The sequence below is a fragment of the Pedobacter paludis genome, from assembly GCF_003173575.1.
In the GTDB taxonomy this organism is placed as follows: Bacteria; Bacteroidota; Bacteroidia; order Sphingobacteriales; family Sphingobacteriaceae; genus Pedobacter; species Pedobacter paludis.
Map to the genome: position 1 here is coordinate 170434 of NZ_QGNY01000004.1, position 23704 is coordinate 194137.

The 23704-nt window shown below is 35.1% G+C and carries 26 protein-coding genes; 15 read left to right on the forward strand and 11 right to left on the reverse strand.

Features of this window, described 5'->3' with window-relative positions:
• Positions 1–9: 9 nt before the first annotated feature.
• From DF947_RS11995 to DF947_RS12035, 9 genes are all read right to left on the reverse strand, one after another.
• The gene (locus tag DF947_RS11995; protein ID WP_158526269.1) at positions 10–639 is read right to left on the reverse strand and encodes a DUF4397 domain-containing protein; all 630 of its coding nucleotides are present in this window, start codon (positions 637–639) and stop codon (positions 10–12) included.
• A 138-nt stretch (positions 640–777) separates the two neighbouring features.
• Complete coding sequence (gene dnaN / locus DF947_RS12000; protein WP_109930093.1) at positions 778–1902, reverse strand: DNA polymerase III subunit beta; 1125 nt, start codon at positions 1900–1902, stop codon at positions 778–780.
• Between the two features lie 33 nt (positions 1903–1935).
• Positions 1936–3618: a gliding motility-associated ABC transporter substrate-binding protein GldG gene (gene gldG / locus DF947_RS12005; RefSeq protein WP_109930095.1), complete on the reverse strand. Its 1683-nt coding sequence runs from the start codon at positions 3616–3618 to the stop codon at positions 1936–1938.
• Positions 3618–4343, reverse strand: coding sequence for a gliding motility-associated ABC transporter permease subunit GldF (gene gldF, locus DF947_RS12010; protein ID WP_109930097.1), 726 nt, complete (start codon positions 4341–4343; stop codon positions 3618–3620). The genes gldG and gldF overlap by 1 nt, the downstream gene beginning before the upstream one ends.
• A gap of 42 nt (positions 4344–4385) precedes the next feature.
• On the reverse strand, positions 4386–5159 hold the full coding sequence (locus DF947_RS12015; RefSeq protein ID WP_109930099.1) for a hypothetical protein: 774 nt from the start codon (positions 5157–5159) through the stop codon (positions 4386–4388).
• 213 nt (positions 5160–5372) lie between these two features.
• Positions 5373–5897: an outer membrane beta-barrel protein gene (locus DF947_RS12020; protein WP_109930101.1), complete on the reverse strand. Its 525-nt coding sequence runs from the start codon at positions 5895–5897 to the stop codon at positions 5373–5375.
• 268 nt (positions 5898–6165) lie between these two features.
• Positions 6166–6705: a hypothetical protein gene (locus tag DF947_RS12025; RefSeq protein WP_109930103.1), complete on the reverse strand. Its 540-nt coding sequence runs from the start codon at positions 6703–6705 to the stop codon at positions 6166–6168.
• Positions 6706–6708: 3 nt separating this feature from the next.
• On the reverse strand, positions 6709–7416 hold the full coding sequence (locus DF947_RS12030; RefSeq protein ID WP_109930105.1) for an ATP-binding cassette domain-containing protein: 708 nt from the start codon (positions 7414–7416) through the stop codon (positions 6709–6711).
• A 152-nt stretch (positions 7417–7568) separates the two neighbouring features.
• Positions 7569–8489, reverse strand: a complete 921-nt coding sequence (locus DF947_RS12035; protein ID WP_109930107.1) for a glycerophosphodiester phosphodiesterase family protein — start codon at positions 8487–8489, stop codon at positions 7569–7571.
• Positions 8490–8805: 316 nt separating this feature from the next.
• Here DF947_RS12035 and DF947_RS12040 point away from each other — a divergent pair, with 316 nt between their 5' ends.
• The 5 genes from DF947_RS12040 to DF947_RS12060 all read left to right on the forward strand — a co-directional run bounded on the left by DF947_RS12040 (position 8806) and on the right by DF947_RS12060 (position 13532).
• Positions 8806–10449: a glycine--tRNA ligase gene (locus tag DF947_RS12040; RefSeq protein WP_109930109.1), complete on the forward strand. Its 1644-nt coding sequence runs from the start codon at positions 8806–8808 to the stop codon at positions 10447–10449.
• 117 nt (positions 10450–10566) lie between these two features.
• Complete coding sequence (locus tag DF947_RS12045; protein ID WP_109930111.1) at positions 10567–11205, forward strand: hypothetical protein; 639 nt, start codon at positions 10567–10569, stop codon at positions 11203–11205.
• Between the two features lie 137 nt (positions 11206–11342).
• The gene (locus DF947_RS12050; protein WP_109930113.1) at positions 11343–12182 is read left to right on the forward strand and encodes a ThuA domain-containing protein; all 840 of its coding nucleotides are present in this window, start codon (positions 11343–11345) and stop codon (positions 12180–12182) included.
• 90 nt (positions 12183–12272) lie between these two features.
• On the forward strand, positions 12273–12680 hold the full coding sequence (locus tag DF947_RS12055; RefSeq protein ID WP_109930115.1) for a helix-turn-helix domain-containing protein: 408 nt from the start codon (positions 12273–12275) through the stop codon (positions 12678–12680).
• An 87-nt stretch (positions 12681–12767) separates the two neighbouring features.
• Positions 12768–13532 carry an SDR family NAD(P)-dependent oxidoreductase gene (locus DF947_RS12060; RefSeq protein WP_109930117.1) on the forward strand — a complete coding sequence of 255 codons (765 nt, stop codon included), beginning with the start codon at positions 12768–12770 and terminating at the stop codon, positions 13530–13532.
• Between the two features lie 59 nt (positions 13533–13591).
• On the opposite strand, the gene DF947_RS12065 is transcribed toward DF947_RS12060, so the two are convergent.
• On the reverse strand, positions 13592–14788 hold the full coding sequence (locus tag DF947_RS12065) for a C40 family peptidase (RefSeq protein WP_109930118.1): 1197 nt from the start codon (positions 14786–14788) through the stop codon (positions 13592–13594).
• Positions 14789–14932: 144 nt separating this feature from the next.
• Between DF947_RS12065 and DF947_RS12070 the strand changes: the two genes are divergently transcribed.
• The 10 genes from DF947_RS12070 (at position 14933) to DF947_RS12115 (ending at position 23090) form a co-directional block, all read left to right on the forward strand.
• Positions 14933–15622: a CAP domain-containing protein gene (locus DF947_RS12070; protein ID WP_109930120.1), complete on the forward strand. Its 690-nt coding sequence runs from the start codon at positions 14933–14935 to the stop codon at positions 15620–15622.
• Between the two features lie 130 nt (positions 15623–15752).
• Positions 15753–17273 carry a catalase gene (locus DF947_RS12075; protein ID WP_109930122.1) on the forward strand — a complete coding sequence of 507 codons (1521 nt, stop codon included), beginning with the start codon at positions 15753–15755 and terminating at the stop codon, positions 17271–17273.
• Between the two features lie 99 nt (positions 17274–17372).
• A complete protein-coding gene (locus tag DF947_RS12080; protein ID WP_109930124.1) occupies positions 17373–17876 on the forward strand; it encodes a GtrA family protein in 504 nt (167 codons plus the stop codon).
• Between the two features lie 471 nt (positions 17877–18347).
• On the forward strand, positions 18348–20129 hold the full coding sequence (locus tag DF947_RS12085) for an aromatic amino acid hydroxylase (RefSeq protein ID WP_109930126.1): 1782 nt from the start codon (positions 18348–18350) through the stop codon (positions 20127–20129).
• A 21-nt stretch (positions 20130–20150) separates the two neighbouring features.
• Positions 20151–20405, forward strand: a complete 255-nt coding sequence (locus DF947_RS12090) for a hypothetical protein (RefSeq protein WP_109930128.1) — start codon at positions 20151–20153, stop codon at positions 20403–20405.
• Positions 20383–20757: a type II toxin-antitoxin system VapC family toxin gene (locus DF947_RS12095; protein ID WP_205940788.1), complete on the forward strand. Its 375-nt coding sequence runs from the start codon at positions 20383–20385 to the stop codon at positions 20755–20757. The genes DF947_RS12090 and DF947_RS12095 overlap by 23 nt, the downstream gene beginning before the upstream one ends.
• Positions 20758–20780: 23 nt before the next feature.
• On the forward strand, positions 20781–21482 hold the full coding sequence (locus tag DF947_RS12100; RefSeq protein ID WP_109930130.1) for an SDR family oxidoreductase: 702 nt from the start codon (positions 20781–20783) through the stop codon (positions 21480–21482).
• 80 nt (positions 21483–21562) lie between these two features.
• Positions 21563–21949: a DUF4870 domain-containing protein gene (locus DF947_RS12105; protein ID WP_109930132.1), complete on the forward strand. Its 387-nt coding sequence runs from the start codon at positions 21563–21565 to the stop codon at positions 21947–21949.
• A 107-nt stretch (positions 21950–22056) separates the two neighbouring features.
• Complete coding sequence (locus tag DF947_RS12110) at positions 22057–22431, forward strand: hypothetical protein (protein WP_109930133.1); 375 nt, start codon at positions 22057–22059, stop codon at positions 22429–22431.
• Positions 22432–22544: 113 nt separating this feature from the next.
• Positions 22545–23090, forward strand: a complete 546-nt coding sequence (locus tag DF947_RS12115; protein ID WP_109930689.1) for a C40 family peptidase — start codon at positions 22545–22547, stop codon at positions 23088–23090.
• A gap of 3 nt (positions 23091–23093) precedes the next feature.
• Here DF947_RS12115 and DF947_RS12120 read toward each other — a convergent pair whose 3' ends face one another.
• Positions 23094–23699 (reverse strand): YdeI/OmpD-associated family protein, encoded by a 606-nt coding sequence (locus tag DF947_RS12120; protein ID WP_109930135.1) that lies wholly within the window; start codon positions 23697–23699, stop codon positions 23094–23096.
• Positions 23700–23704 lie beyond the last annotated feature (5 nt).

Genomic DNA, 23704 nt, shown 5'->3' on the forward strand with positions numbered 1-23704 from the left:
TTATTAGATTTAATTATCAGCAACCAAATGCGCTTCCAGAGCAGCGGCTGTAATGCCACTAAACCAAATGGTATAAATTTTACCTGCTTCAAGTGTAGCACCATCAATTGTTTTAATACTTCCAGAGCCTACAACATTAAAGCGTAAATTCATTCCGGCATCAACATTAAAATAATTCGAGGCTTCCTTATACAACAAACCATTAACAAATTGTGTCCCAGCTTGCACGGTTACATTAATACCAGTTGCAAAATACGGTGTTAAATTGATCAGCTTAATTTTCGCTTTTCCCGTTTCAGTATTGCTCAAGTTATCCTCATAACTTACCACTTCACGGCTCCCGGTTCTATCACTTATCAAAAAAGTTGTGTACGTAATCGATGGTGTAAAATTGATCAGTGCCTGGGTAGAAATATTATTGGTTCCCATGAAAGAAACATTTCTGCTTCCAGAACTAATCTTTAAATAATCGCTGCTTTCTCCAAATGCAAGTGCCGTTGCGGTTAATTTTTCATTATCAAAGTAAACATCTTGATTGGATTCTGTTTGTACCGCATTAATCATTTTAACCTTTGCTTCTCCTTTTACAATTATATCCGGATCGTGCTTTTTGCAAGAAACCAATACGCTTGAAAGCATAAGAAATAAAAACAATTTATTAAGAGAGCAAGAGATGTTAGTATAGATTTTCATAGGAAGTTTGTATTTGGCAGTTTACAAAAAAGGCTTGGTCAAAAACCAAGCCATTTCCTATATTTTTAATGAAAAGATAATGGATTAATAACTATTATTTAACATAACAGGCATTACCAACATCAATACATCTTCGTTTTCATCATTTGTTTGAGGAATTAAAAGACCTGCTCTATTTGGAGTTGAAAGTTCTAGGGTAACTTCATCGCCAGTTAAATTGCTAAGCATTTCAATTAAAAAACGTGCATTAAAGCCTATTTCCAAATCTTCTCCGTCATATTGGCAGCTTAAACGCTCATGAGCCTCATTTGCAAAATCTAAATCCTCTGACGAAATATTAAGTTCGCTACCGTTTATTTTCAGTCTTACCTGGTGGGTAGTTTTGTTTGCAAAAATAACAACACGACGCAGCGTATTTAAAAACAATCCTCTATCGATAACCAGTTTATTTGGGTTATTTGTAGGAATTACTGCCTCATAATCTGGATAGCGTTCGTCTATTAAACGACACACCAAATTGATGTTTTCGAATTTAAAGAAAGCACTGGTTGCATTATAATCAACCGATACATTAATATCTGTTGATGGCAGGGCTGCTTTTAAAAGTGTTAATGCTTTTTTTGGTAAGATAAATGAAGTTGCTTTATCAGCCTTGCTATCCATACGGCGGTAACGAACCAATTTATGTGCATCGGTTGCTACGAATGTTATGTGCTGAGGAGATAATTGGCAGTAAACACCTGTCATTGCAGGGCGCAACTCATCGTTACTTACTGCAAATATGGTTTTTGTTATGGCCTCTGTTAAAACTGAAGCCGGTAAGTTTACAGATGAAGCATTTTCAACTACAGGAATTTTTGGAAAATCGTCTCCATTTTCGCCACTTAACTTATACTTACCGTCTCCTGCACTAATTTCAATGGCAAAAGTAGTATCATCAATATTAAATGCAATCGGCTGGTCTGGTAAAGTTTTTAATGTATCTAATAAAATTTTAGAAGGTACAGCTACTTTGCCTTCTTCTTTTGATTCCACAGCCAAAGCAGTTGTCATACTGGTTTGTAAATCTGTAGCAGAAATGGTTAAGTTACCGTCTTTAATCTCGAATAAAAAATTCTCAAGTATAGGCAAAACTGTACTGCTGCTAGATGCACCATTTACAGTTTGTAGGTGTTTTAATAAAGTTGATGTGGATACAATAAATCTCATGATATCATTTAGTCTTCTTCAAAAATATAAAAATTATTTAGCGTACTTGTACTTGCGGTAATAATGTTGAAAAATTGCGAAGAATATTAACAATAGCATTGGCGCCACAATATTTACGAATTGCCATTTTGTTTTTTCGATCTTCAACTTTGCCTTATCCAGCAATCTAATTTTAACTTCTTTATTACGCAGGGCGATGAGATTGTCTTCATCGGTAAAGTAATCTACAATATTCAATAATAGCGCTTTATTTCCATAAGTACGCTGTGTAAATCGATCAAATCCTAAAGGAAATGGCGAACCATCTTTTCCGGCGATCTGATTTTTAAAAATATCCCCGTCACCGATCACAATCATTTTGGTTGGCTTACTTGTACCAACTACTGTAAACGGCTTCGTAATTCCCGCAGGCAAGGGTCTTCCATCAAAAACAGAAGGAAAATTACCTTCTAGCATTAAACCAACATTTTGTGGAGGGTTTTGAAATGTTTTAGGATCAGGTTCTTCGGCTACCATTTGCAAGGTAAATAGTTTTGGCACATTAAATACTTTATTGAATGAAGAAGTTGTTAAAATGTAAGATTTTTTAACATTCTTAACACCAATAGTATCAACCGTACTCGGAAATTCTGATTTTATCCCGTCTAATTTTTTAACCACACTGTGAATCGTATCCGGCAGTAAAATCGGATAGTATAGCCATGGCACCAATTGCATCTGACTTTGGCCTGCAACACTACCTGCCGATACCGGAATATCTACGCAATTACGGTCGGCGATTACGTTGTAATTTATTCTAGCGCCATACATAAAAAGCATGTCGTCTAAATTTAAATTATTATTGAAAACCATTTGCCCGTTTCTACCTCTTAAGCTATCCAATTCGGCGTTTACTTGATCGATGCTCCAAACCACACGCCCACCATTCATTACAAAGTAGTTAATTTTATACTTCTCCGTTTCGGTAAAAGATTTCTTGGGTTTTGCAATAATGAGTAACTTAAGCTTATCAAGACCCTCTTTTTCAATGGTATTTAAATCAACTCGACCAACCTCATAACTACTTGAAAGTGTAAATCTGGCATCGTAAAGTTGCGCATCAGATAATTCACCATTTGATTCTGTAAAGCCAATTCTTGGATTTTCGCCACTTACAATCTTCTTGATGCTCGAAGTAAAAGTATACTCCAGATTTTCTATAGATCTGTTAAAATTATCTTCGTAACCGGCACTGGCTTCTAAATTCTGGAACAATTTTATAGGAAGTTGCTTCCCATCACTCTCCATCATTGCCATTGGGAAAACCAGTTTTTGAGTTAGGCCCGATTCGGTTTTAACACTAATATTTGTTGCTTCAATACCTTGCTGATATAAATTGTTGATCACCGTATCTTGATCGGCCTGATTTAAACCAGCAATCGGATCTACAAAAACAACCTTAATTTCGCTTTTCGAATAAGCCTTGTAATCGGATAACAGATCTTTAACTGCAGTTTGCAAACGTTTAAATGCAGGAGGCAATTCACCATCTAAAAAAACAGTAATAATAATTGGTTTTTCGTTTTTTTGAAGAATGCTTTTAGTTTTATCGTTTAATGAAAATCGTTTATCTGCTGTAAAATCAAAACGATGGTAAACATATTGTCCACCAATGTTCAAGAGGATTAAAAATCCTAAAATAGTTATAAAATTGATCCACTTGTTTTGCGTTTTCATTATTTCTTCCCTCCCATTATCAATTTGGTAAACAAAAGAAAAACAATAGAAAAGCTAACAAAGTAAATCAGATCTCGAGTATCTAAAACGCCTCTACTTATAGAAACATAATGTTCGTTAATGCCTAAAGCAGTAATTGTGTTTTCGAATTTCTGCAAAGTGATGAGCTGACCGGTGTAATCAAAGCCTAAAAAGGCAAAAGCGCATAAGCCAGCACAAATTACGAATGCAATAACCTGGTTTTTAGTTAATGATGAGGCAAAAATACCGATGGATGTAAATGCAGAGCCCAATAAAAACAAGCCAATATACGAACCAATTACGGCTCCGGAATCTATATTTCCTTTTGGAAAACCCAGTTCAGAGATAGAATAGTAGTAAACCAATGTCGGGATAAGCGCAAATAAAACCAAAACCAAGCTTGCCAGATATTTGGCGATAATAATTTGCCAAAGGGTTATCGGTTTGGTTATTAATAATTCGTAAGTGCCTTCTCTTCTTTCTTCGGCAAAAGAGCGCATGGTAATGGCTGGAATTAAAAACATAAAGAGATAAGGCACCAAACTGAAAAACCCACCAAGTTCTGCATAACCGTAATCAAGCAATGATGTATTTGGGAAAAACCAAAGTAAAAGGCTCGAAACCAGAAGAAAAATGCCGATGGTTATATAAGCAACCATCGAACTAAGAAAGCTGAACAATTCGCGTTTAAATACTGCGTACATACGATATTAAAAGCCGAAGATAATTAAATATTTTGAGCATATTTAAATGTGATCGCGAAGCAGGTACGCTTTAAAAAGATTACTAACCTCAGTTATACTTTCGTAATTCGGTTTTATAAATCCAATACCAGGATGGTCTTGATCCCAAATTGCCCCAATCATTAACGAACTGATGATTATAAAAATGGTTGTTACGATAAAGGTTTGATTATCATGTGTTTTTTTCATAAAACCAATCAAAAAGCCCATCATAAACGAATACACAATTAAAATACTAATAATTAGCGTTGGCGTATTCTTCCCATAATTCTGAGTTAAACGAATATATTCAGAACGTAAATTGCTTGTATTTGAAGTGATTTCGGAAATTTCTGCTTTACTTTCAGGGTTCGTTTTTAAATAATTAATTAAAAAATAATCCAATTTCTGATCATTCTGAAGAACCTGTCTTATAATTATTTCGCTTGCCTTGGCATCGGGATTAAGGTTATTTTCATGAATTTTAAAAAAATTTACCATATAATCCTGAACAGCCTTTTTTAATTCAGGCTCATAATATTTCGATTTTTTTATAACCAACGAAAGCTTATCGGCAACCGCATAAATCTCATCATTTCGCTGATTAGCATGGTTACTAGATCCTGCCAGCGCAAATGATATCAGTAGTGCATAAATACTCATCAAACTCGACTCCAAGCCTATATTTTTCCAAGATTTATTTAAGCGCAATCGATGTGTAGCATATCTGGCACCCATAAAAACGCTAAACAGCAATAAGGCTGGATACAAAAAGAGAAAAAATATGTATTGAAACATGGATTTGGTTTTTCGGTAATAAAAATACAAAATCTACTCGGAATTACACCTCACAACGCTTAAGTTGATCAATTGAAAATCAAAAAGCAACATTATTAACAAAAAAAAGGGCTAACCAATTGGCTAACCCTTTTAAACACGCTAATTTTAAAAATCATTTTTTAAAGCATTCAAAGAAAAACATTCTTCGAAAGCTATTAAACTAATTTAACACTATTTTCTTTTGCCCAAATAAATTTGGAAACCAAGATTTAAACCTAAATCAGAAGAACTCATTCCCCCGCTAGTAGAATTGCTGTAGCCATATCCTAAACCTGTTTCTAAACCAACATTTTTAGTAATGAAATAAGCATAACCTACAGTAGCGCCTAAGTTATAGGCAGTACTGCTTGCTCCGCTGTAAGAAATGCCTCCCAAGCCTACATTGCCTTCAGCAAAAAACTTAGCTTTTTCAGTACCGCCAAAGTACCCACGTACAAATGGACCAATTCCCCAAGATGTAGCGGTAGAGCCAGAAGCACTTACAATATCCAATGATAATTTACCACCAATTGCAAGATTATCCTTTACAAAATAGCCTGCTTGTGGAGATAACGAGAAACTAAACACTTCTGATGTTGTGTTGTAATTGATGTTAGCTGCTTGTGCACCAACCATCCATGAACCTTTTTCTGTTTGAGCATTGGCTACAAAGCCAATTCCTACAACCATTAATAAAGAAAGTAATACTTTTTTCATCTTAATTTGTTTGTTAATTATTTATATGTTTTCGCACAGATAAACAAAGCAAATGCCACTTAGGCCAAACAAATGCAAATCACCTAACAAATTAGTTATTTCCCTCATAATCAACTAAAAAGATGTTTAGTTAACAAAAGCAAAAAGTATTTAAAAAAATTTCGCGATAAATAATCGAGGATTTAATTACCCGTTGCAAAACATTAATCCCCACTCTGAGGAAAACAATACACAACTAAGATGATAAAGAAAAAAGACGTTGACTTATTTATAAACCAAAAACGTAGGCAAATCGAATACCCACAAAACCCTTGGCATTGGACGAATTTAAGATAACAAGATTATCATTCTTTCCTGTCCAGGCTTCATATCTTATGCCTAAATCCAGTTTGTTTTTTCCTGATAAACGAAAAAGATTTCCAATTCCTGGCGACCAAACAAAAAGTGTTTTTTGGTCATTATTTAGAGGTAAGCTGGCTCCTACCTGACCTTCGGCGTAAAACCCTTCACTTAATTGATATTTCAATCCGGCCTTAACAGGTATATACGTTAAATCTTTAATATTCATAATTTGATTGTGCTTACCAAAGAAATTCATGAAACCACCATTTAAGGTAATTGCCAAATTTGATGAGACAGGAACATCAAATTTCAAAGAAGCGCCTAAACCGATACCCGTAAGTGACGTAAAATTTCCTGATGGCAAACCAATTTCTGCTCCAACACCAAGATTTGTAGAATTCTGAGCTCGGGTATTTAACGTTACGGAAAGAGCGAACAGAACTAAAACGAGTTTAAATTTAAACATAATTTAAGCAGTGAGTTTTCTAAAAATATCTTCTAAGGAACTTCCTTGATGAGCCTTTTTAATTCCCTCTAAAGAATTATTAGCCACTATTTTTCCTTTGTTAATAATAATAATATCATCGCAAATGGCTTCTACTTCTTGCATAATATGCGTTGATATTACAACCGTTTTATCTTTGCCCAATTCTTTAATCAGTGCACGGATATCAACCAATTGATTTGGATCTAAACCAGATGTTGGTTCATCAAGTATTAAAACAGCTGGATTGTGAATAATAGCCTGTGCTAAACCTACTCTTTGACGGTAACCTTTAGATAACATTCCAATTTTTTTATGTTGCTCTGGCGTTAGTCCTACTTTTTTAATTACTTCATCTACCCTGGCAGATAAATTCGACAAGTTATAAGCATCGCCAATAAAATTTAAAAATTCTTTAACATACATATCACTATAAAGCGGTGTATTTTCGGGCAAATAACCAATATGCTTTTTGGCTTCTATGGTATGGGTTGAAATATTTTCTCCAGAAATTTCGGCCTCGCCCGATGTTGGTTCAAGGTAACCTGTTAGCATCCGCATAGTAGTAGATTTACCTGCGCCATTTGGCCCCAAAAAACCTAAAATACGACCAGGCTTGGCTTCGAAGCTAATTGAATCGACCGCTTTTTGCTTATCGTAATGCTTGGAAAGATTTTTAACTGAAATACTCATATTGTTTAATATTATATAGGCGCTCGCAATATTCAAACTTGGTCGTCATTGCAAGGTACGAAGCAATCCTACTACAATCGTTATTAACCCAAAACCTTAAGATTGCTTCGTGCCTCGCAATGACGTGATGGCTAATTTTGAAGCTGTAAAATTTATTCTATATGTTTTGAAGCTAACTTTTTATTATACCTAAATTTATCCAATTGCTCTGAAGCCTGTGGCAAATTATCGCCCGATAAAATATCTGCCCCATTATTTACCAAATGATAATAAACCAACTTGGCAGGATTTGCGATTGAACTTTTATCAATATTGCCCATTGTGCCCAAAATCGTTGTAATGCCTTTACCATGAAGATATTGATACAATTCCTTATCTGGAGCGCTAACACCATTGAAAGCAACAATTCTATTGTTTGGAATCCCTAAGGCATTTAATCTTCTCAATTCTGACTTCTTTTGAACAGAAGCCGAAATCATTAAATCTGGTGCCAATTGATGAACTTCTTTAGCCTGATCTGCCGTATACGTAATGATGATGGAATTACTTTCTACTTTGTACTTCCTTACTTTTTTGATCACCTTTGCATAAGAAACACCTTTTTTCAAATCGATAGTTAGCAAAACTTTGCCCTTGCTCCAGCTTAAAACGCTATCTAAAGTTGGGATTTTAAAATTGGTTTCTTTGCCTTCATCATCTTTTAAATTGAAAGCCTTTAATTCATCATAAGTATAATTCCCAATTTCACCCTTTCCCGTTGAAGTTCGGTCTAACTTATCATCATGCATAATAACCATTACTGAATCTTTGCTATAAGCGATATCAAATTCTATAATTACAGGATTATAAGTTGTTGCATTGTCAAAAGTCTCGATACAGTTTTCAGGAAAACCAGACATTGGCCCGCCCCGATGAGCGCTAATTAAAGGAAAGCGATTTTCTGGCGACCATTTCAAAAATTGATATAATTCTTCAGTTTTATTGAATTTGATATAATGATGAACTTTTTCTTCTTGTTTGCAGGAAGCAAAAACAATTGTTAATGCGAAGAAAAGTAGATAATGAAATTTCATGCTTCAAAAATAAGAAAAAATGGAAGATCTAAGAGGTAAAACGGAATTCAGGGTGTTGTGTATTTAAAACGCAAATAGATTTACAATTTTAGCCACTTAAACCCGATTGCAGCGAACACGTAGTGCAACGAAGTAAAGCGCAAAGCGGGACTGAACAAACCGATTTGCACTGCATTTGCTTTTCTGAAAATCTTGAACCATATAGAACAGCTAAGAACATTTAAGCTCATTATTTTACATCCAAAATCTTAAAATCCGATAATCATTAAAATCCTAGTCAAATCCTTTTACCTTATTTATTATCTTTGCCTCCATTATGGCTCAAAAGAATAACGACGAACAGTTTAAAAATGTAATATCACACGCTAAAGAATACGGTTTCGTATTCCAAAGCAGCGAAATATATGATGGCTTAAGTGCCGTTTACGATTACGGCCAATTGGGTGCCGAGTTGAAAAACAATATTAAAACGTACTGGTGGAAAGCCATGGTACAAATGCATGAAAACATTGTAGGGATTGATTCTGCAATTTTTATGCACCCTAAAGTTTGGAAAGCCAGCGGACACGTTGACGGTTTTAACGACCCGATGATTGATAACAAAGATTCGAAAAAACGTTACCGTGCCGACCAGTTATTAGAGAATAAAATTGATGAATTATATTCTGAACTTGCTAATTTTTCTTCTGAAAACAAAGCTAAATTCGAGGAGTTTCAACAAGAAATTTTAGGCTTAAGTGATGAAGGTCAGGCGGCTTGGATACCGAGTTTTAAAGACGAGGAAGGAATTTTAGATAATGCTAAATATCCTTTTATTGAAGAATCGAGCTGGAGATTTGTGAAAAAAGGTTTAGCACTGGAAGTTGAAATGAACCTTGCGCTTAAATCTGAAAACTTAGCACAGCTAAAAGATTTAATTGTTGATTATAAAGTAATTTGCCCGATTTCTAAAACATCAAATTGGACAGATGTTCGCCAATTTAACCTGATGTTTAGCACTCAATTTGGTGCTATGGCCGAAGGCAGCGATGAAGTTTATCTACGTCCTGAGACGGCTCAAGGGATTTTTGTAAACTTTCTGAACGTACAAAAATCAGGAAGGATGAAAATTCCTTTCGGTATCGCTCAAATTGGTAAAGCTTTTAGAAATGAAGTTATTGCCCGTCAGTTTATTATGCGCATGCGTGAATTTGAACAAATGGAAATGCAATTCTTTGTGCGCCCAGGTGAAGATAAAAAATGGTTTGAATACTGGAAAGAGGCTCGTTTAAAATGGCATAAAGCTTTGGGGACTTCTGCTGAAAAATATCGTTATCACGACCATGTGAAATTGGCTCACTATGCTAACGCTGCAACAGATATCGAATTTGAATTCCCATTCGGATTTAAAGAAGTTGAAGGAATTCACAGTCGTACTGATTTCGATTTAAAACAACACGAACAGTTTTCTGGCAAGAAATTGCAGTATTTCGATAACGATTTAAACGAAGAAGGCAAACCTTATGGAAATTACGTTCCTTATGTTATTGAAACTTCAATCGGTTTAGACCGTATGTTTTTGTTAACCATGATTAATGCTTTCGAAGAACAGGATTTAAGTACCGAAGATAAACAGGATAGCCGTACTTTATTACGTCTTCACCCTGCTTTAGCGCCATATAAAGTGGCTATTTTCCCTCTAACCAAAAAAGACGGTTTACCAGAGAAAGCCCGCGAAATTATGGATACATTGAAGTTCGATTTCAATTGTATTTATGAGGAGAAAGATGCAATTGGTAAACGTTACCGTCGTCAGGATGCGGTTGGTACGCCTTTCTGTATCACAGTTGACCACCAAAGCTTAGAGGATAATACGGTTACGATCCGTCATCGCGATAGCATGGACCAAGAGCGTGTTGCAATTGCCGATTTAGCTGATATTGTTGGTAAAGCGGTGAGTTGGAGAAATTTGTTAGCTTAATTTAGCCTTAACCACCTTAGACAACTAAGATCATCTGAGTAGATATAAAAATTAACCACGAGTGAATAGCTTGTGGTTTTTTTATGGAATTGGTATTTAAACATCATCTAGAACTATATGAAAAATTTATTGAAAATTATTTTCCTCTTCCTGTTATTCAAATCCACAAATACAAATGCTCAACTCCCAAAAATAACTGGAGGCAACTCTAATTATCAAGACAGTTATTTTAAGGCTTACCAATATTTAAAATGCAATTACGATTTTACAATCGCCTATTATGTAACTGGGGGATGGAGTGCAGCTGATGTTATAAATATTCAGGCCCTAGTTTTGAAAGATAAATCCTGGAAGAAAATATTACTGCAAATTCCAAAAAAGAATAAAGAACCATCTGCAGAACCAAAGGTGAAAATCGCATCCTTCAATGGCAAAAAAGCCTTACAGTTAGTTGATGATTTAACAGCTATTGGTTTTTGGTCTATTGATAATGACTCGCTAAACATAAAAGAAATCAAACCTAAAATCCCATCAGAAAATTTTATAAATAAGGACACAGTTGTTATCGTTGCAGATCGTACGAGGAGATTCTCTGTTGTTGATGGAAGCTCGTATCATTTTGTAATTATAAAAAATAATGAATTAAAAATATATAGGTGCGATAATCCTGAATCGTATTTAGGTTTTTTTCCGGAAATTAATGCAACTGCGGTATTTGTTAAAGCAAAAACTCTTTTTGAAAAAACAATGAAATAGTTTAGTCTAAAAATAAATGTTTTGGAATTATTTAAAACGATTGAATCAACATTAAATCCAATATTTATTAAATTGGAATCCTTTAACTTTTTGGTTGAGTACCCTTTTATTTAAATTAGATACCATAATCTAACCAAATGAAAAAAAGATTTTTGCCCCTATTAGTGCTCTTATTTTCGGCATTTACAATTTGTGCTCAATCAACTAACTCCAAATTCCATGTAATTGCATTTTACACGGCCAAAAGTGACTTAGCGCACATCAGCTTTGTACACGAAGCCAATAAATGGTTTCCTGCAATGGCAGATAAATACCATTTTAGCTATGATTCAACCTCGAATTGGGACAACTTGAATGCAAAGTTTCTATCCAAATACCAAGTTGTATTGTTTTTAGATACGCGACCAGAAAAGCCAGAGCAACGGGAAGCCTTTCAAAAATATGTAGAAAACGGTGGTGGATGGATGGGTTTCCATTTCTCTGCATTTGCCCTAGCTAAATCTGCATATCCTGATAACTGGGATTGGTACCACAATACGTTTTTAGGTTCTGGAGAATATGGAAGTAACACCTGGCGACCAACATCTGCCGTTTTAAGGGTAGAAAACAAAAAGCATCCTGTTACGAAAAACTTGCCTAAAACTTTTAACGCATCACCAAACGAATGGTATCGATGGCAAAATGATTTAAGAAAAAATCCGGATATTAAGATTCTGCTATCTATCGATTCGACTAGCTTTCCGTTAGGAACGGGGCCAAAAGAATATGAAATCTGGAAGAGTGGTTATTATCCTGTGGTTTGGAGCAACAAAAACTACAAAATGGTTTATGTAAACATGGGGCATAACGATATGGATTATGAACATAAATACGATAAAACGAACAAAACCTTATCAAATACCTTTGATAGTGAAATGGAGGGTAAAATGATCATCAACAGCTTAATTTGGTTGGGAACGGGAAAAAAGATAAAATAATTTTTAGGTCACAAAAACCAAAACGCATCAGGCTGATTTCATAATTCATGCTTTGAATATTATATTTGTTTAATATCAAAAGTCATCTTTATGAAAATTCCTAAGAAATTTTTTGCCCGTCAACATGAAATCGCTGCCGATTTTTTGAAGGAATTAGATAAGCATTTAGATGATGTTGTTTCTGGCAGAGCGACTGAAATGTTTGAGGTTAGAGATTTCGCAGAACTGATTCATGTTCATCCGACCCACTTAAGCAACACCATAAAATCTGCAACAGGACATTCACCATGTTTCTTTTTTGAAGAACGTTTAATGGAAATTTCCAAATCGATGCTACAGAACGTGAGTATGCCAATTGCTGAGATTGCTAGAACCTTAACTTACGATCCATCTAACTTTACAAAGTTTTTCAAACACTTCTCTGGACAAACACCAAAGCAATACCGCGAGGCTTATTTTCAGTCTTTATCGCAAAAAGCGGAAGTTGTCACCATATAAAACTTAAACTGTCACCATTTTATCTTAAGCTGTCACCATTTTTACATCCGATTTCCATTTAATTTTGTTTAACAAATTAAAAAGAAAATGGAAACACAAAATAAAATTGCTTTAGTAACCGGCGGCAGTCGCGGATTAGGAAAAAACGCGGCGTTAAAAATCGCTTCAAAAGGGATCGATGTAATTATAACTTACCAATCCAAAAAAGAAGAAGCTGCAAACACAGTTGAAGAAATTGAAAAACTTGGTGTAAAAGCTGTTGCACTTCAGCTAGACGTAGCAGATTCCAAAACCTTCGATGCGTTTTTCAGCGAAGTAAAATCTGTTTTAAAATCAGTTTTTAATGCAGAAAAATTCGATTTTTTGATAAATAATGCTGGAATCGGCATTCATGCATCATTTGCTGAAACAACCGAAGAACAGTTTGATACTTTGGTTAATATCCAGTTTAAAGGTGTATTCTTTTTAACCCAAAAAGCATTGGCGCTCTTAAACGATGGAAGCGGGATTATTAATGTTTCTACAGGTCTTGCTCGTTTTGCATTACCAGGCTATGCAGCTTACGCATCAATGAAGGGCGCAATGGAAACTTTAACAAAATACCAGGCTAAAGAATTGGGTTCAAGAGGAATAAGATCAAACATTATTGCTCCAGGCGCTATTGAAACAGATTTTGGCGGCGGCGTGGTTCGAGACAATGAACAAATGAATGCCGGTATTGCTTCACAAACTGCCTTAGGTCGTGTAGGCCTGCCCGATGATATTGGTGGTGTTGTGGCGTTTTTATGTACTGAGGATGCGAGATGGATTAATGCTCAGCGTATCGAAGCATCTGGTGGTATGTTCTTGTAAGACTCATCGTATTAAGCTTGTCGGAAATCATTGAGTTTCGACAAGCTTAAACCACAATTTTAATTTACATACCATTTATGCTGATCAACTCTTGTAATTTCCGAAGTTCCGATTTGATTTAGAAATCGTTTTGCGCTTACTAAAGTTTTACTTTCACGCTCATCAAAATTATCAGCATCGGGATTTAGACTATTTATTCTAACCATTCCCGCGGCCTGAATAAACTCGCCATCGCCCATATAAATGGCGGTATGCGTTACTTTTCCACCAGTTATGCCACGTAGCTTAGCGGCAACAAAAAATAATAAATCACCAGCCTTTAAATTTTTTAGGCATTTCGAAATACTGATGGAATCATTTTCCAGAACATCAACATCTGCTCCAACCAAAGCTTGTTGAGAAGCATCTCGGGGAATTACAATTCCATTCAAAAAATAACTTGTTTTGGTAAATCCACTACAATCTACACCCTTTATAGATGTTCCGCCCCATAAATAAGGTACGCCTATTAATGTTTTGGCTGTTTTTAAAATGTCATCTGCATTTGGATTAGGCACCTTAAGCCAATCAGCAAATACCTTAGCTTCTGTTTTTTTAACAAAACCTATTCGTTTATCAGGAAAAAGAACTTTGTAATAGCTTTTATCTTCTCCAGTTAATTCTAAAATATTTCCCTTTACCAAATCAGATACCCTTAATGAGGCTTCATCAGCACTGCCTAAAGCATGCCCAAAATCTTCAGTAAAGATTATTCTTTTGGCATTTTTCCAGGTTTCGAAATCTTGCTTATTAAAAAGACTTACTGCTGTACCATCTGTCCAGGATAAATAACCATCAGGCGTTCTAACCAAATAATAACCACCTTGTTTTTTCAGCACCTCAACCGGAGTACCCAAAATCATCTGCGTCATCATTTCTGCAGAATTTTGAGGCATAGCCCTATTGTTGCAAACCGATAAATTTGCCAAGCCATATTCCATTTGATTTAATGATTTAGCTGGCAACTGAACGTTTACTTTAATACCCTTTAAATCATTAACCTGCTTAATCCACTCATTTAAAGCAGTTTCTGATGTACTTTCACTTATAACCGTATCTCCCTTAAATTGGATATTAAAATAGATAGACCGTTTATCTGGCGCATATTCTTTTTGAATCTGTTTAGAAATTTGCTTAAATGCGGTTGTATCAACCTGTGCCCTTAAACAGAAAGACATCAACAAAATACTAAATAGAGTTGTGGTTTTTTTCATCATTTTTATTGATGCTGAAATTACTAAATATAGTATTTCTTTAATTTCTTAAGATGTAACTAATTGCTTACCAAATATTTTTTATGTTAAAACTAAAACACACGAAAATAAATAGTTTCAATTGGCGTTATCCAAGAAAACCATCCCATGCATCGCTTTATTTTTACCGCAATTCTTCTTCTATTTTTTGCTCGAATCTCCTATGCGCAAGAATGGACTAATGCCGAAATTAGAAAAGCAAATACTGCTGGATCAGCAAACTATCTTACCGAAGAAGAAAAAGGTGTAATTCTTTATATGAATTTAATCCGATTAGATGGGCAAAAGTTTTATTACACTTTTCTAGATGATTACATAAATAAATACAATGCAAATGTAAGGCAGTACAGAAATTATAATGAGCTGAAAATTACCCGTACAAATACTTATTACACTTCATTGCTTAAGCATTTACAGGGCATAAAAAACCTCCCTTTATTTTATCCCGATGATAAATTATCCGCTTTAAGTAAAGGGCATGCCGTTGATTTAAACAGAAATAATCTGGAAAGCCACGAAAGCAGCAATGGCGATAAATTTTCAAAAAGATTGTCTAAGTATTTTCCAAATAAATCTATGAGCGAAAATATTGATTTTGGATATTCTAAAAGTCTGGATATTGTGTGTCATTTATTATTAGACTGTGGCGTACCCTCACTCGGGCATCGCTTTAATATTATCGATCAAAAATACAAGCTTAATACCGTTGGCGTTAGTATTCAACCGCATCCATCGTATAATTATTGCACCGTAATAGATTTTGTTGCGCAACCCATATTTTACACGAGTAATCAGTAAAAATTCTTAAATTTAGTTTATCGAAGTTTTAAACTCGATATCAATAATATCTATGCAATAATAGATATTAACAGTTTGATATGATCGATTTATAACCTCACATTTATATCGCAAAATAAAAACTTAAACGATGAGCGAAAAGAAAAAACTAACAACTGCTTCCGGTATTCCGTATGCGAGTAACGAAGATAGCATGACGGTTGGCCCTCGTGGTCCGATCTTGATTCAGGATTTCATTTTACATGAAAAAATGGCTCATTTTAATCGCGAACGGATTCCTGAACGTGTTGTACATGCCAAAGGATCAGGCGCTTATGGTACTTTTACCGTTACTCACGACATTACAAAATATACCAAAGCCAAGCTTTTCTCGGAAATTGGCAAGCAAACCAAAACCTTTTTACGTTTTTCTACTGTTGGTGGCGAAAAGGGCTCGGCAGATAGTGAACGCGATCCAAGAGGATTTGCGCTAAAGTTTTATACTGAAGACGGAAACTGGGATTTAGTTGGCAACAACACACCCGTGTTTTTTGTTAAAGACCCGAAAAAATTTGGAGATTTTATCCATACCCAAAAACGCGATCCGCAAACAAATACCAAAAGTCCAACCATGATGTGGGATTTTTGGAGCTTAAATCCAGAAAGCTTACATCAGGTTTTAATTTTAATGAGCGATAGAGGCACACCATTTTCTTATCGCCATATGGACGGTTTTGGAAGTCATACTTTCTCTTTTTATAATGATAAAAACGAGCGTTTTTATGTAAAGTTTCACTTTAAAACCAAACAGGGAATCCAAAACTTTACGAATGATGAAGCTGTAGCCATGAAAGCTCAAGATCCTGATCATTCTCAACGCGATTTGTTTGAAGCCATTGAAAGAGGCGAATTCCCAAAATGGACTTTAAAAGTTCAGATTATGCCTTTTGATGATGCAAAAACTTATCATATTAACCCATTCGATTTAACCAAAGTTTGGCCACATGGCGATTATCCGCTAATTGAGGTTGGCGAACTGGAATTAAACGAAAATCCAGATAACTACTTTGCGCATGTAGAACAGGCTGCCTTTGCTCCCGCTCATGTGGTTGATGGAATTTATTATTCGCCCGATAAAATGTTGCAAGGCAGAATTCTTTCTTACCCAGATGCACAGCGTTATCGCTTAGGCGGAAATTACGAGCAGATTCCTGTAAATCGTTGCCCATTTATGACGAACAACTATCAACGCGATGGTTTAATGGCCGTTAACGGAAACGGTGGTTCAAATCCAAATTATTTCCCCAATAGTTTTGATGACATTGAAGTAGATGAAAGCTATAAACAACCCGCTTGGCCCTTAGAATCTTTAATGGCCGATCAGTACGATCGAAATGCCGAGGGTGAAAACGATCATTACACACAACCTGGAAATCTTTTCCGCTTGATGGATCCAGAAGCCAAAAAGAATACAATTGCCAATATTGTTGGGGCCATGGGTGGCATTAATGGCGTTAAAAAAGATGAAATTGTTAACCGTCAGCTTTGTCATTGGTTTAGAGCTGATATGAGTTTAGGGTTAGGAATTGCAAAAGGTTTAGACTTAAATTTAGATAAAGCAATAGAAGGAATGGTGCATCCAGATCCCGCACACAAAGCCACAAACGAATAAAAAATATCCTATTGCTAATAATACGAGCCTTGAAATAAAAAATCAAGGCTCTTTTTTGTGTTAAAAAACTACCTTTGCGCTAAACAATATCATTTATACATGCGTCAAGCGATTTTAGCTTTTATCGATTTTTTTTATCCACCGTTTAAAAAGTTTATTTCACAACATAATTTTAGATACTTGGCCACTGGCGGAAGTGCCGCTGCCTTGGGCATAATTGTATATACCCTAGCTTACAAATATGTTTTTCTTCAAAGTGAAACAGAAATTTTGGGCATGACAATTAAAAGAAATACGGCCGCTTTAATCGCTGATTTTGCAATTGCCATTCCATACAGTTTCCTAATGAATCGTTACGTAATTTTTACGCATAGCGAAGTTAAAGGCCGAATACAGTTGCTTCGGTTTTTAAACTTAAACTTCATTAATATTTTACTCACAACAATTTTACTTAAGTTTTTCTCAGAAATTTTAAATATTTATCCAACTGTATCTCGGGTAATTGTAACGGTTTTAATTGCTGGTTTTAGTTATTTGTATCAACACTATTTTACGTTTAGCGTAAAAAAAGTAGGTGGCAAAAAAGATATTAAAAAGCATTAATTTTTTTTTGAAAATCAGTTGCGGCAATGCTTTGGTTTCTGCAGCCCCGCCCTCATTTCAAATCCTCGGTTTCGTTCCTCAACCTGTGGGTTTTCCATTAAGTCGGGTTTAGGTGGCTTAAAACGTACTGATATTTAAGTTTTCTGCAATTGCTTTAATGCAACTTTCAAGGCAGAAACCTAAGTTCTTAAACGGGATGGCAGCGATATACTTTTTGTTTTCTGAAAACTTTGACAACTTTAATAACTAGGTTGCAAAGAAAGTTGTCAAATTTAAAACAAAAAGATTTAGCGAACAGCCCGACTGAATTTCCCTATGAAAAGCTGATGTACCTTTTTCTAATTAATACGAAAAGTATTTATTTACCATCGCAACTTTATTTACCTCTGCCTGTTAATATATCTACAAGGTTTCTTGCTTAGGTAAAAGCAACCACCTAACTTAGCCTTTAACTAACTTTTTATAATATCTATGAGCGATTTTAATGATTTTAATAATGCGCAGGTAGCGAAATTGCCCAAACATTTGAAGCAATTTATTGTAGCTCAAAATTACGAAAAATACACTCCAATAGACCAAGCTGTTTGGCGTTATGTTATGCGTCAAAATTATAGCTACCTTAAAAATGTTGCTTATTACCCATACATAAAGGGCTTGCAGAGCGCTGGCTTGAGCATAGAATACATTCCCGATTTGCAAACCATGAATGATAATTTAGGTAAAATTGGTTGGGGAGCGGTTACGGTAGATGGCTTTATTCCGCCAGCTGCATTTATGGAATATCAGGCCTATAGAGTTTTGGTTATTGCTGCAGACATTAGGCAAATTAATCATATAGAATATACGCCCGCTCCAGATATTATTCACGAAAGTGCCGGTCATGCGCCAATAATTGCAGATACGGATTATAACAATTACTTAAGTTATTTTGGCTCAATTGGTGCCAAAGCCATGTTCTCTGCAAAAGATTTTGAGCTTTATGAAGCCATAAGAAAACTTTCTATTTTAAAGGAGGCTGCTGATGCCGATGAGAGAGAAATTGCCAGGGCAGAAAAAGAATTGAAATATATAAACGCCAATATGGGCGAGCCTTCTGAAATGGCTTTACTTGGCCGATTACATTGGTGGACAGTAGAATACGGACTAATTGGAACACTGGATAACCCTAAAATTTATGGTGCAGGTTTACTCTCATCTATAGGCGAAAGTGCAACCTGTATGCAAACTGATGTAAAAAAACTTTGGTATAATATTTACACGGTAAATTACCCTTATGATATTACGAAACCACAACCACAGCTTTTTGTAACTGAAACCTTTCAAAACTTAATTGATGTTTTGGAGGAATTTGCCGATACCATGGCTTTTAGAAAGGGCGGAACAGAAAGTATAATGAAAGCAATTGCTTGTAAAAACGTTGCAACAGCTGTTTATAGCTCAGGACTTCAGGTTAGCGGTATTTTTACCGACATTGGTATTGATGGCAAAGATGAAGTTACTTTCGTAAAAACTACTGGCCCATCTGCTTTAGCTTTTAATGGAAAACAGCTCCATAGTCACGGAAAAGATTATCATGTCGATGGTTTTTCATCTCCGGTAGGAAAATTAAAAGATGCTGGTAAACCGTTGGAAGATTATAGTGATGAAGACATCAGAACGTCAGGACACTACATCGGTAACAGAACGCAAATGATTTTCGAAAGCGGTATTAAGGTTGATGGACATGTAATTGATATTATAAGAAGGAATGAAAAAGTTATTTTGATCACATTTTCTGACTGCAATGTAACGGAAAGTAATGGCAATGTTTTATTTAAACCAGAATGGGGAAATTACGACATGGCGGTTGGCGAAAAAATTGTATCGGTTTACAATGGCGCTGCAGATAAAGATGCGTATGAGGAAATTACCTTAGTTAGTTCAGAAAAAACACATCAGATCACTTTCGATCCGAAAACGTTAAGGCTTCATAACCTATATAAAAAGGTCAGGGCCATTCGCGAAACCGGTGAAGAGATGGAGAAGCTATCAGAAATTTTTGTTGAGCTTAAAACTAATTTTAGACAAGATTGGCTTTGTGCTTTAGAAATCTTAGAAATTGTGTTTCATAAAAAACAATACCACCAACTGGAAAAAGAGATTTTAATTTATCTTGAAATTAAGGCAGGGAAAGAATTGGATCATACAAAATTGATTAATGATGGCTTGCATGTAATTAAAAATCCCGTTAGCCAGTTGATTATGGAAGATTAAATTTATTAGTAACTTTACGAAATGACAACCATCACTGTACAAGTAGATAACGAGCAGAATGCTGTTCTTTTAGAGAAAATGCTTAAAGCATTATCTTTTGTGGAAGATGTAGACATTAAAAATAATGTTTCAGGAATGGTTGAAGAACCTAAAGGTTCTTACAAAAAGCTCAAGAAAATACTCGACAAAACAGAAGCTGAAACCTTATTCACTAATATTAAAAATCCATCTGATTGGCAAAAAGATTTAAGAGATGAGTGGGAACGTAATCTTTGATACCAATATCATAATTTATCTTTCCAAAAAACTGTTGGCGACTGAAAAGGTATTTTTTGAGAATGCTAGTTATTCTATCTCTATAATTTCTAAAATGGAATTATTGGGTTATGCATTTAAAGATGATAAGGAAGAAAAGTTCCTTATCGAGTTTATTGATTCGTTAAACGTTATTCCATTAACCGATGAGATTGTCGATACAACGATCAAATTGAGAAAATTAACTAAAGTTAAATTGCCTGATGCCATTATATATGCCACAGCGCAAGTATTTAATGCCAAATTAATTACAAACAACATTGCCGATTTTTACAAAATAACCGGCAATGTAGAACTTATAAATCCTTTATAAGGTTAGGATTATTAAACAAAACAATGAACATTATAATTACCGGTGCGAGCAGTGGAATAGGTTTCGAAACTGCATTAGAATTTAGTTTACAAAACAACAATAAAATTGTTGCCATTGCCCGTTCTGCCGATAAACTTCGTAAGCTTTTAGAAATTGCTAAAGGAATAAATCCTGACTGTACGCTCCTACCCGTAGAATTTGACATTGTAAATGATGATTACGCCGCGTTGATTCCATTTTTGAAGGAGCGCCTAGGTACCATAGATATTTTGATTAATAATGCCGGTTCATTAATTAATAAGCCATTTTTAGAAACCACCGAAGAAGATTTAGTGCAAATGTTGCAGAGCAATGTGATTTCACATTTCAGAATGATTCAGAATACTTTGCCATTAATGCAGGCTGGAAGCCATATTGTTAACATTGGCAGTATGGGTGGTTTTCAGGGAAGTGTTAAATTTCCAGGTTTAGCTGCATATTCTACCAGTAAGTCTGCCTTCCACACTTTAACAGAGTGCCTAGCATTTGAATTGGCAGAAAAAGGAATTAAAGTTAATTGCCTTGCCTTGGGTTCTGCTCAAACTGAAATGTTAGAGGCCGCCTTTCCTGGTTATCAAAGCCCAATTATGGCTTTTGAAATGGGTAAGTATATTGCTGATTTTGCAAAAACGGGAAGTAAGTTTTTTAATGGAAAAATTATACCTGTAGCGGTGACAACGCCTTAATCTGATTTTGTTTATTGATTATTAACAAATTATTCTTTACTTAGAATATTGATCATCAATAAATTAAAAAAATCAGAACTATGGAACCCAACAATCCCTACAATCAAAATCCCATCCCAACAGACAATGGCAAAACAGCTTCAATAGTAAGCTACTTTTGGTTTATCGGTTGGTTAATCGCCTACTTTGCGATGTACAAAGACAACAAAACTGACCTAAGCAGATACCAGTTAAGACAAACATTACTTTTCCATATTGTGGTTACGGTAATTAGCTGGGGCTTAAGTTTTCTTTTCGGAATCATCATGGTTTCAACTGGGTTTAATGCTATATTTTACATATTAAATCTGGTTCAGTTGGCTTTGTTTATTATTTGGATTATCGGTTTAATTGGCGCAATTAACGGAGAGAAAAAGCCAATTCCCCTAATCGGAGAGAAGGCACAAACCTTATTTCCAAGCATTTAAATAAACTTTAAACAAAAAAAAATTTAAATTTTTTAATCTTAAATATTTTTTATTACTTCGCATCAGTTTCCCTACTTTAAAATCCACCAAAAACTAAATTTTAATATATGGAAACAAACAAAAACATCACAACAACTGACAATGGCAAAACTGCTGGAATTGTGAGTTACTTTACCATTATTGGCTGGTTAATTGCATATTTTGCAATGCATAAAGACAATAAAACAGAACTTGGAAGTTATCAACTAAGACAAACCTTATTTTTCGCAATTGTATCTACAATTTTAGGGTATGGTTTAGGTTTTGTCTTAACAATTCTAATTGCATCTACAGGAATTACAGCTCTTGCTTATATTGGCTGGATAGTACAACTTGCACTTTTTGTAATTTGGATTATCGGTTTAATTGGTGCAATTAATGGAGAAAAGAGACCTATTCCTATAGTAGGTGAAAAAGCACAAACAATGTTCCCAAACATTTAAGAAATAATTTTATGTTTTCTAATGCCTCAACTACAGTTGAGGCATTTTTATTTAAGCTCATTTTCAATGCTTTATCAGAGTTGAAAATTTTTTCTATATTTGCGGAGCCCCATATGAAGAAAGCTTTTATAATATTTTCATTTTTCATTTTATTTGCAAGCACAGGAAAAGCACAAACCATTCTTCCTGCTCAATACCAGGAACTGGTAAAAACATTAACGGCAAATTTACCCAAATCAGCAAATTTAACTCAAAAAGAGTCATCTACTAATTCTACAAGTCTTATCGATTTTGCAAAAAGCATGTTAGGTATCCCTTATCGTTATGCTACAAGCAACCCAAAGGTCGGATTTGATTGTTCGGGATTTGTGAGTTATGTATTTAGCAATTTTGGCTTCAAGGTTCCCCGCTCTTCGGTAGAGTTTAGTTCAACCGGAAAAGAGACCAACTTAGAAAATGCAAAAGTTGGAGATGTACTTATCTTTACCGGAACAAACCCTAGAGTGAGAAAGATTGGTCACGTTGGCATCATCTATTCCATTGATAGCGATGGGATTAAATTTATCCACTCAACCTCTGGAAAGGCGCATGGTGTAACCATCACCGATTTTAACGATTATTATAAAAGTCGTTTCATGAAAATAGTAACAATACTATAATTCTTACTTTTTATACTTCCACATTCTGGTTTTTCCTTCAGCAAGCCAGTCAATGGATGTTTCCAATCTTTTTAATCTTGTTGCTTCAGTCTTGGCTTCTTCCAACCAGAAAACATATTCCTTTTTGTTAGAAATACTAAAGTTTTGAAAAGTGGCCATAGCTTCAGGATCTTGTTTTAAGGCTTCCAAAAAATATTCTGGCACAACAAACTCATTGATTTCTTTATTCTTTCTCTTTGCTGGCAATTTAATCCCCTTTTCATTCAACTCAATAGCCTGCTGAACGTAGGAGATTAAAACTTCATCCGAGGGAAGGTCTTTAAATGACTTAATCTTACCTAGCCAGCCCATTGCTTCGTTGCGTTCCTTAAAAATTTTAAAGTCATCTTCCATTAAAGATGCTTTCCAAAACCCAAAGACACAGTGATTTTTAAATGCGGCCATATGGCAAACGGTTCCCTTAAAATCAAAAAAAGGCATGCTCCATTTAATTTTTTCTTCAATCCTAGCATCAGCCCGGTGAACCAAATTTCTTAAATGTTCTAAAATCGGAATCGCAAATTCGGCCGAGTTTGCAATGTATTGATCTACTCCAACTATGGTATGCATAAAAA

Excerpts from the sequence above, each read along its gene's own strand:
- DF947_RS11995 (WP_158526269.1), bottom strand. The coding sequence starts at position 639 with ATGCTTTCAAGCGTATTGGTTTCTTGCAAAAAGCACGATCCGGATATA.
- dnaN (WP_109930093.1), bottom strand. The coding sequence starts at position 1,902 with ATGAGATTTATTGTATCCACATCAACTTTATTAAAACACCTACAAACT.
- gldG (WP_109930095.1), bottom strand. The coding sequence starts at position 3,618 with ATGAAAACGCAAAACAAGTGGATCAATTTTATAACTATTTTAGGATTT.
- gldF (WP_109930097.1), bottom strand. The coding sequence starts at position 4,343 with ATGTACGCAGTATTTAAACGCGAATTGTTCAGCTTTCTTAGTTCGATG.
- DF947_RS12015 (WP_109930099.1), bottom strand. The coding sequence starts at position 5,159 with ATGTTTCAATACATATTTTTTCTCTTTTTGTATCCAGCCTTATTGCTG.
- DF947_RS12020 (WP_109930101.1), bottom strand. The coding sequence starts at position 5,897 with ATGAAAAAAGTATTACTTTCTTTATTAATGGTTGTAGGAATTGGCTTT.
- DF947_RS12025 (WP_109930103.1), bottom strand. The coding sequence starts at position 6,705 with ATGTTTAAATTTAAACTCGTTTTAGTTCTGTTCGCTCTTTCCGTAACG.
- DF947_RS12030 (WP_109930105.1), bottom strand. The coding sequence starts at position 7,416 with ATGAGTATTTCAGTTAAAAATCTTTCCAAGCATTACGATAAGCAAAAA.
- DF947_RS12035 (WP_109930107.1), bottom strand. The coding sequence starts at position 8,489 with ATGAAATTTCATTATCTACTTTTCTTCGCATTAACAATTGTTTTTGCT.
- DF947_RS12040 (WP_109930109.1), top strand. The coding sequence starts at position 8,806 with ATGGCTCAAAAGAATAACGACGAACAGTTTAAAAATGTAATATCACAC.
- DF947_RS12045 (WP_109930111.1), top strand. The coding sequence starts at position 10,567 with ATGAAAAATTTATTGAAAATTATTTTCCTCTTCCTGTTATTCAAATCC.
- DF947_RS12050 (WP_109930113.1), top strand. The coding sequence starts at position 11,343 with ATGAAAAAAAGATTTTTGCCCCTATTAGTGCTCTTATTTTCGGCATTT.
- DF947_RS12055 (WP_109930115.1), top strand. The coding sequence starts at position 12,273 with ATGAAAATTCCTAAGAAATTTTTTGCCCGTCAACATGAAATCGCTGCC.
- DF947_RS12060 (WP_109930117.1), top strand. The coding sequence starts at position 12,768 with ATGGAAACACAAAATAAAATTGCTTTAGTAACCGGCGGCAGTCGCGGA.
- DF947_RS12065 (WP_109930118.1), bottom strand. The coding sequence starts at position 14,788 with ATGATGAAAAAAACCACAACTCTATTTAGTATTTTGTTGATGTCTTTC.
- DF947_RS12070 (WP_109930120.1), top strand. The coding sequence starts at position 14,933 with ATGCATCGCTTTATTTTTACCGCAATTCTTCTTCTATTTTTTGCTCGA.
- DF947_RS12075 (WP_109930122.1), top strand. The coding sequence starts at position 15,753 with ATGAGCGAAAAGAAAAAACTAACAACTGCTTCCGGTATTCCGTATGCG.
- DF947_RS12080 (WP_109930124.1), top strand. The coding sequence starts at position 17,373 with ATGCGTCAAGCGATTTTAGCTTTTATCGATTTTTTTTATCCACCGTTT.
- DF947_RS12085 (WP_109930126.1), top strand. The coding sequence starts at position 18,348 with ATGAGCGATTTTAATGATTTTAATAATGCGCAGGTAGCGAAATTGCCC.
- DF947_RS12090 (WP_109930128.1), top strand. The coding sequence starts at position 20,151 with ATGACAACCATCACTGTACAAGTAGATAACGAGCAGAATGCTGTTCTT.
- DF947_RS12095 (WP_205940788.1), top strand. The coding sequence starts at position 20,383 with ATGAGTGGGAACGTAATCTTTGATACCAATATCATAATTTATCTTTCC.
- DF947_RS12100 (WP_109930130.1), top strand. The coding sequence starts at position 20,781 with ATGAACATTATAATTACCGGTGCGAGCAGTGGAATAGGTTTCGAAACT.
- DF947_RS12105 (WP_109930132.1), top strand. The coding sequence starts at position 21,563 with ATGGAACCCAACAATCCCTACAATCAAAATCCCATCCCAACAGACAAT.
- DF947_RS12110 (WP_109930133.1), top strand. The coding sequence starts at position 22,057 with ATGGAAACAAACAAAAACATCACAACAACTGACAATGGCAAAACTGCT.
- DF947_RS12115 (WP_109930689.1), top strand. The coding sequence starts at position 22,545 with ATGAAGAAAGCTTTTATAATATTTTCATTTTTCATTTTATTTGCAAGC.
- DF947_RS12120 (WP_109930135.1), bottom strand. The coding sequence starts at position 23,699 with ATGCATACCATAGTTGGAGTAGATCAATACATTGCAAACTCGGCCGAA.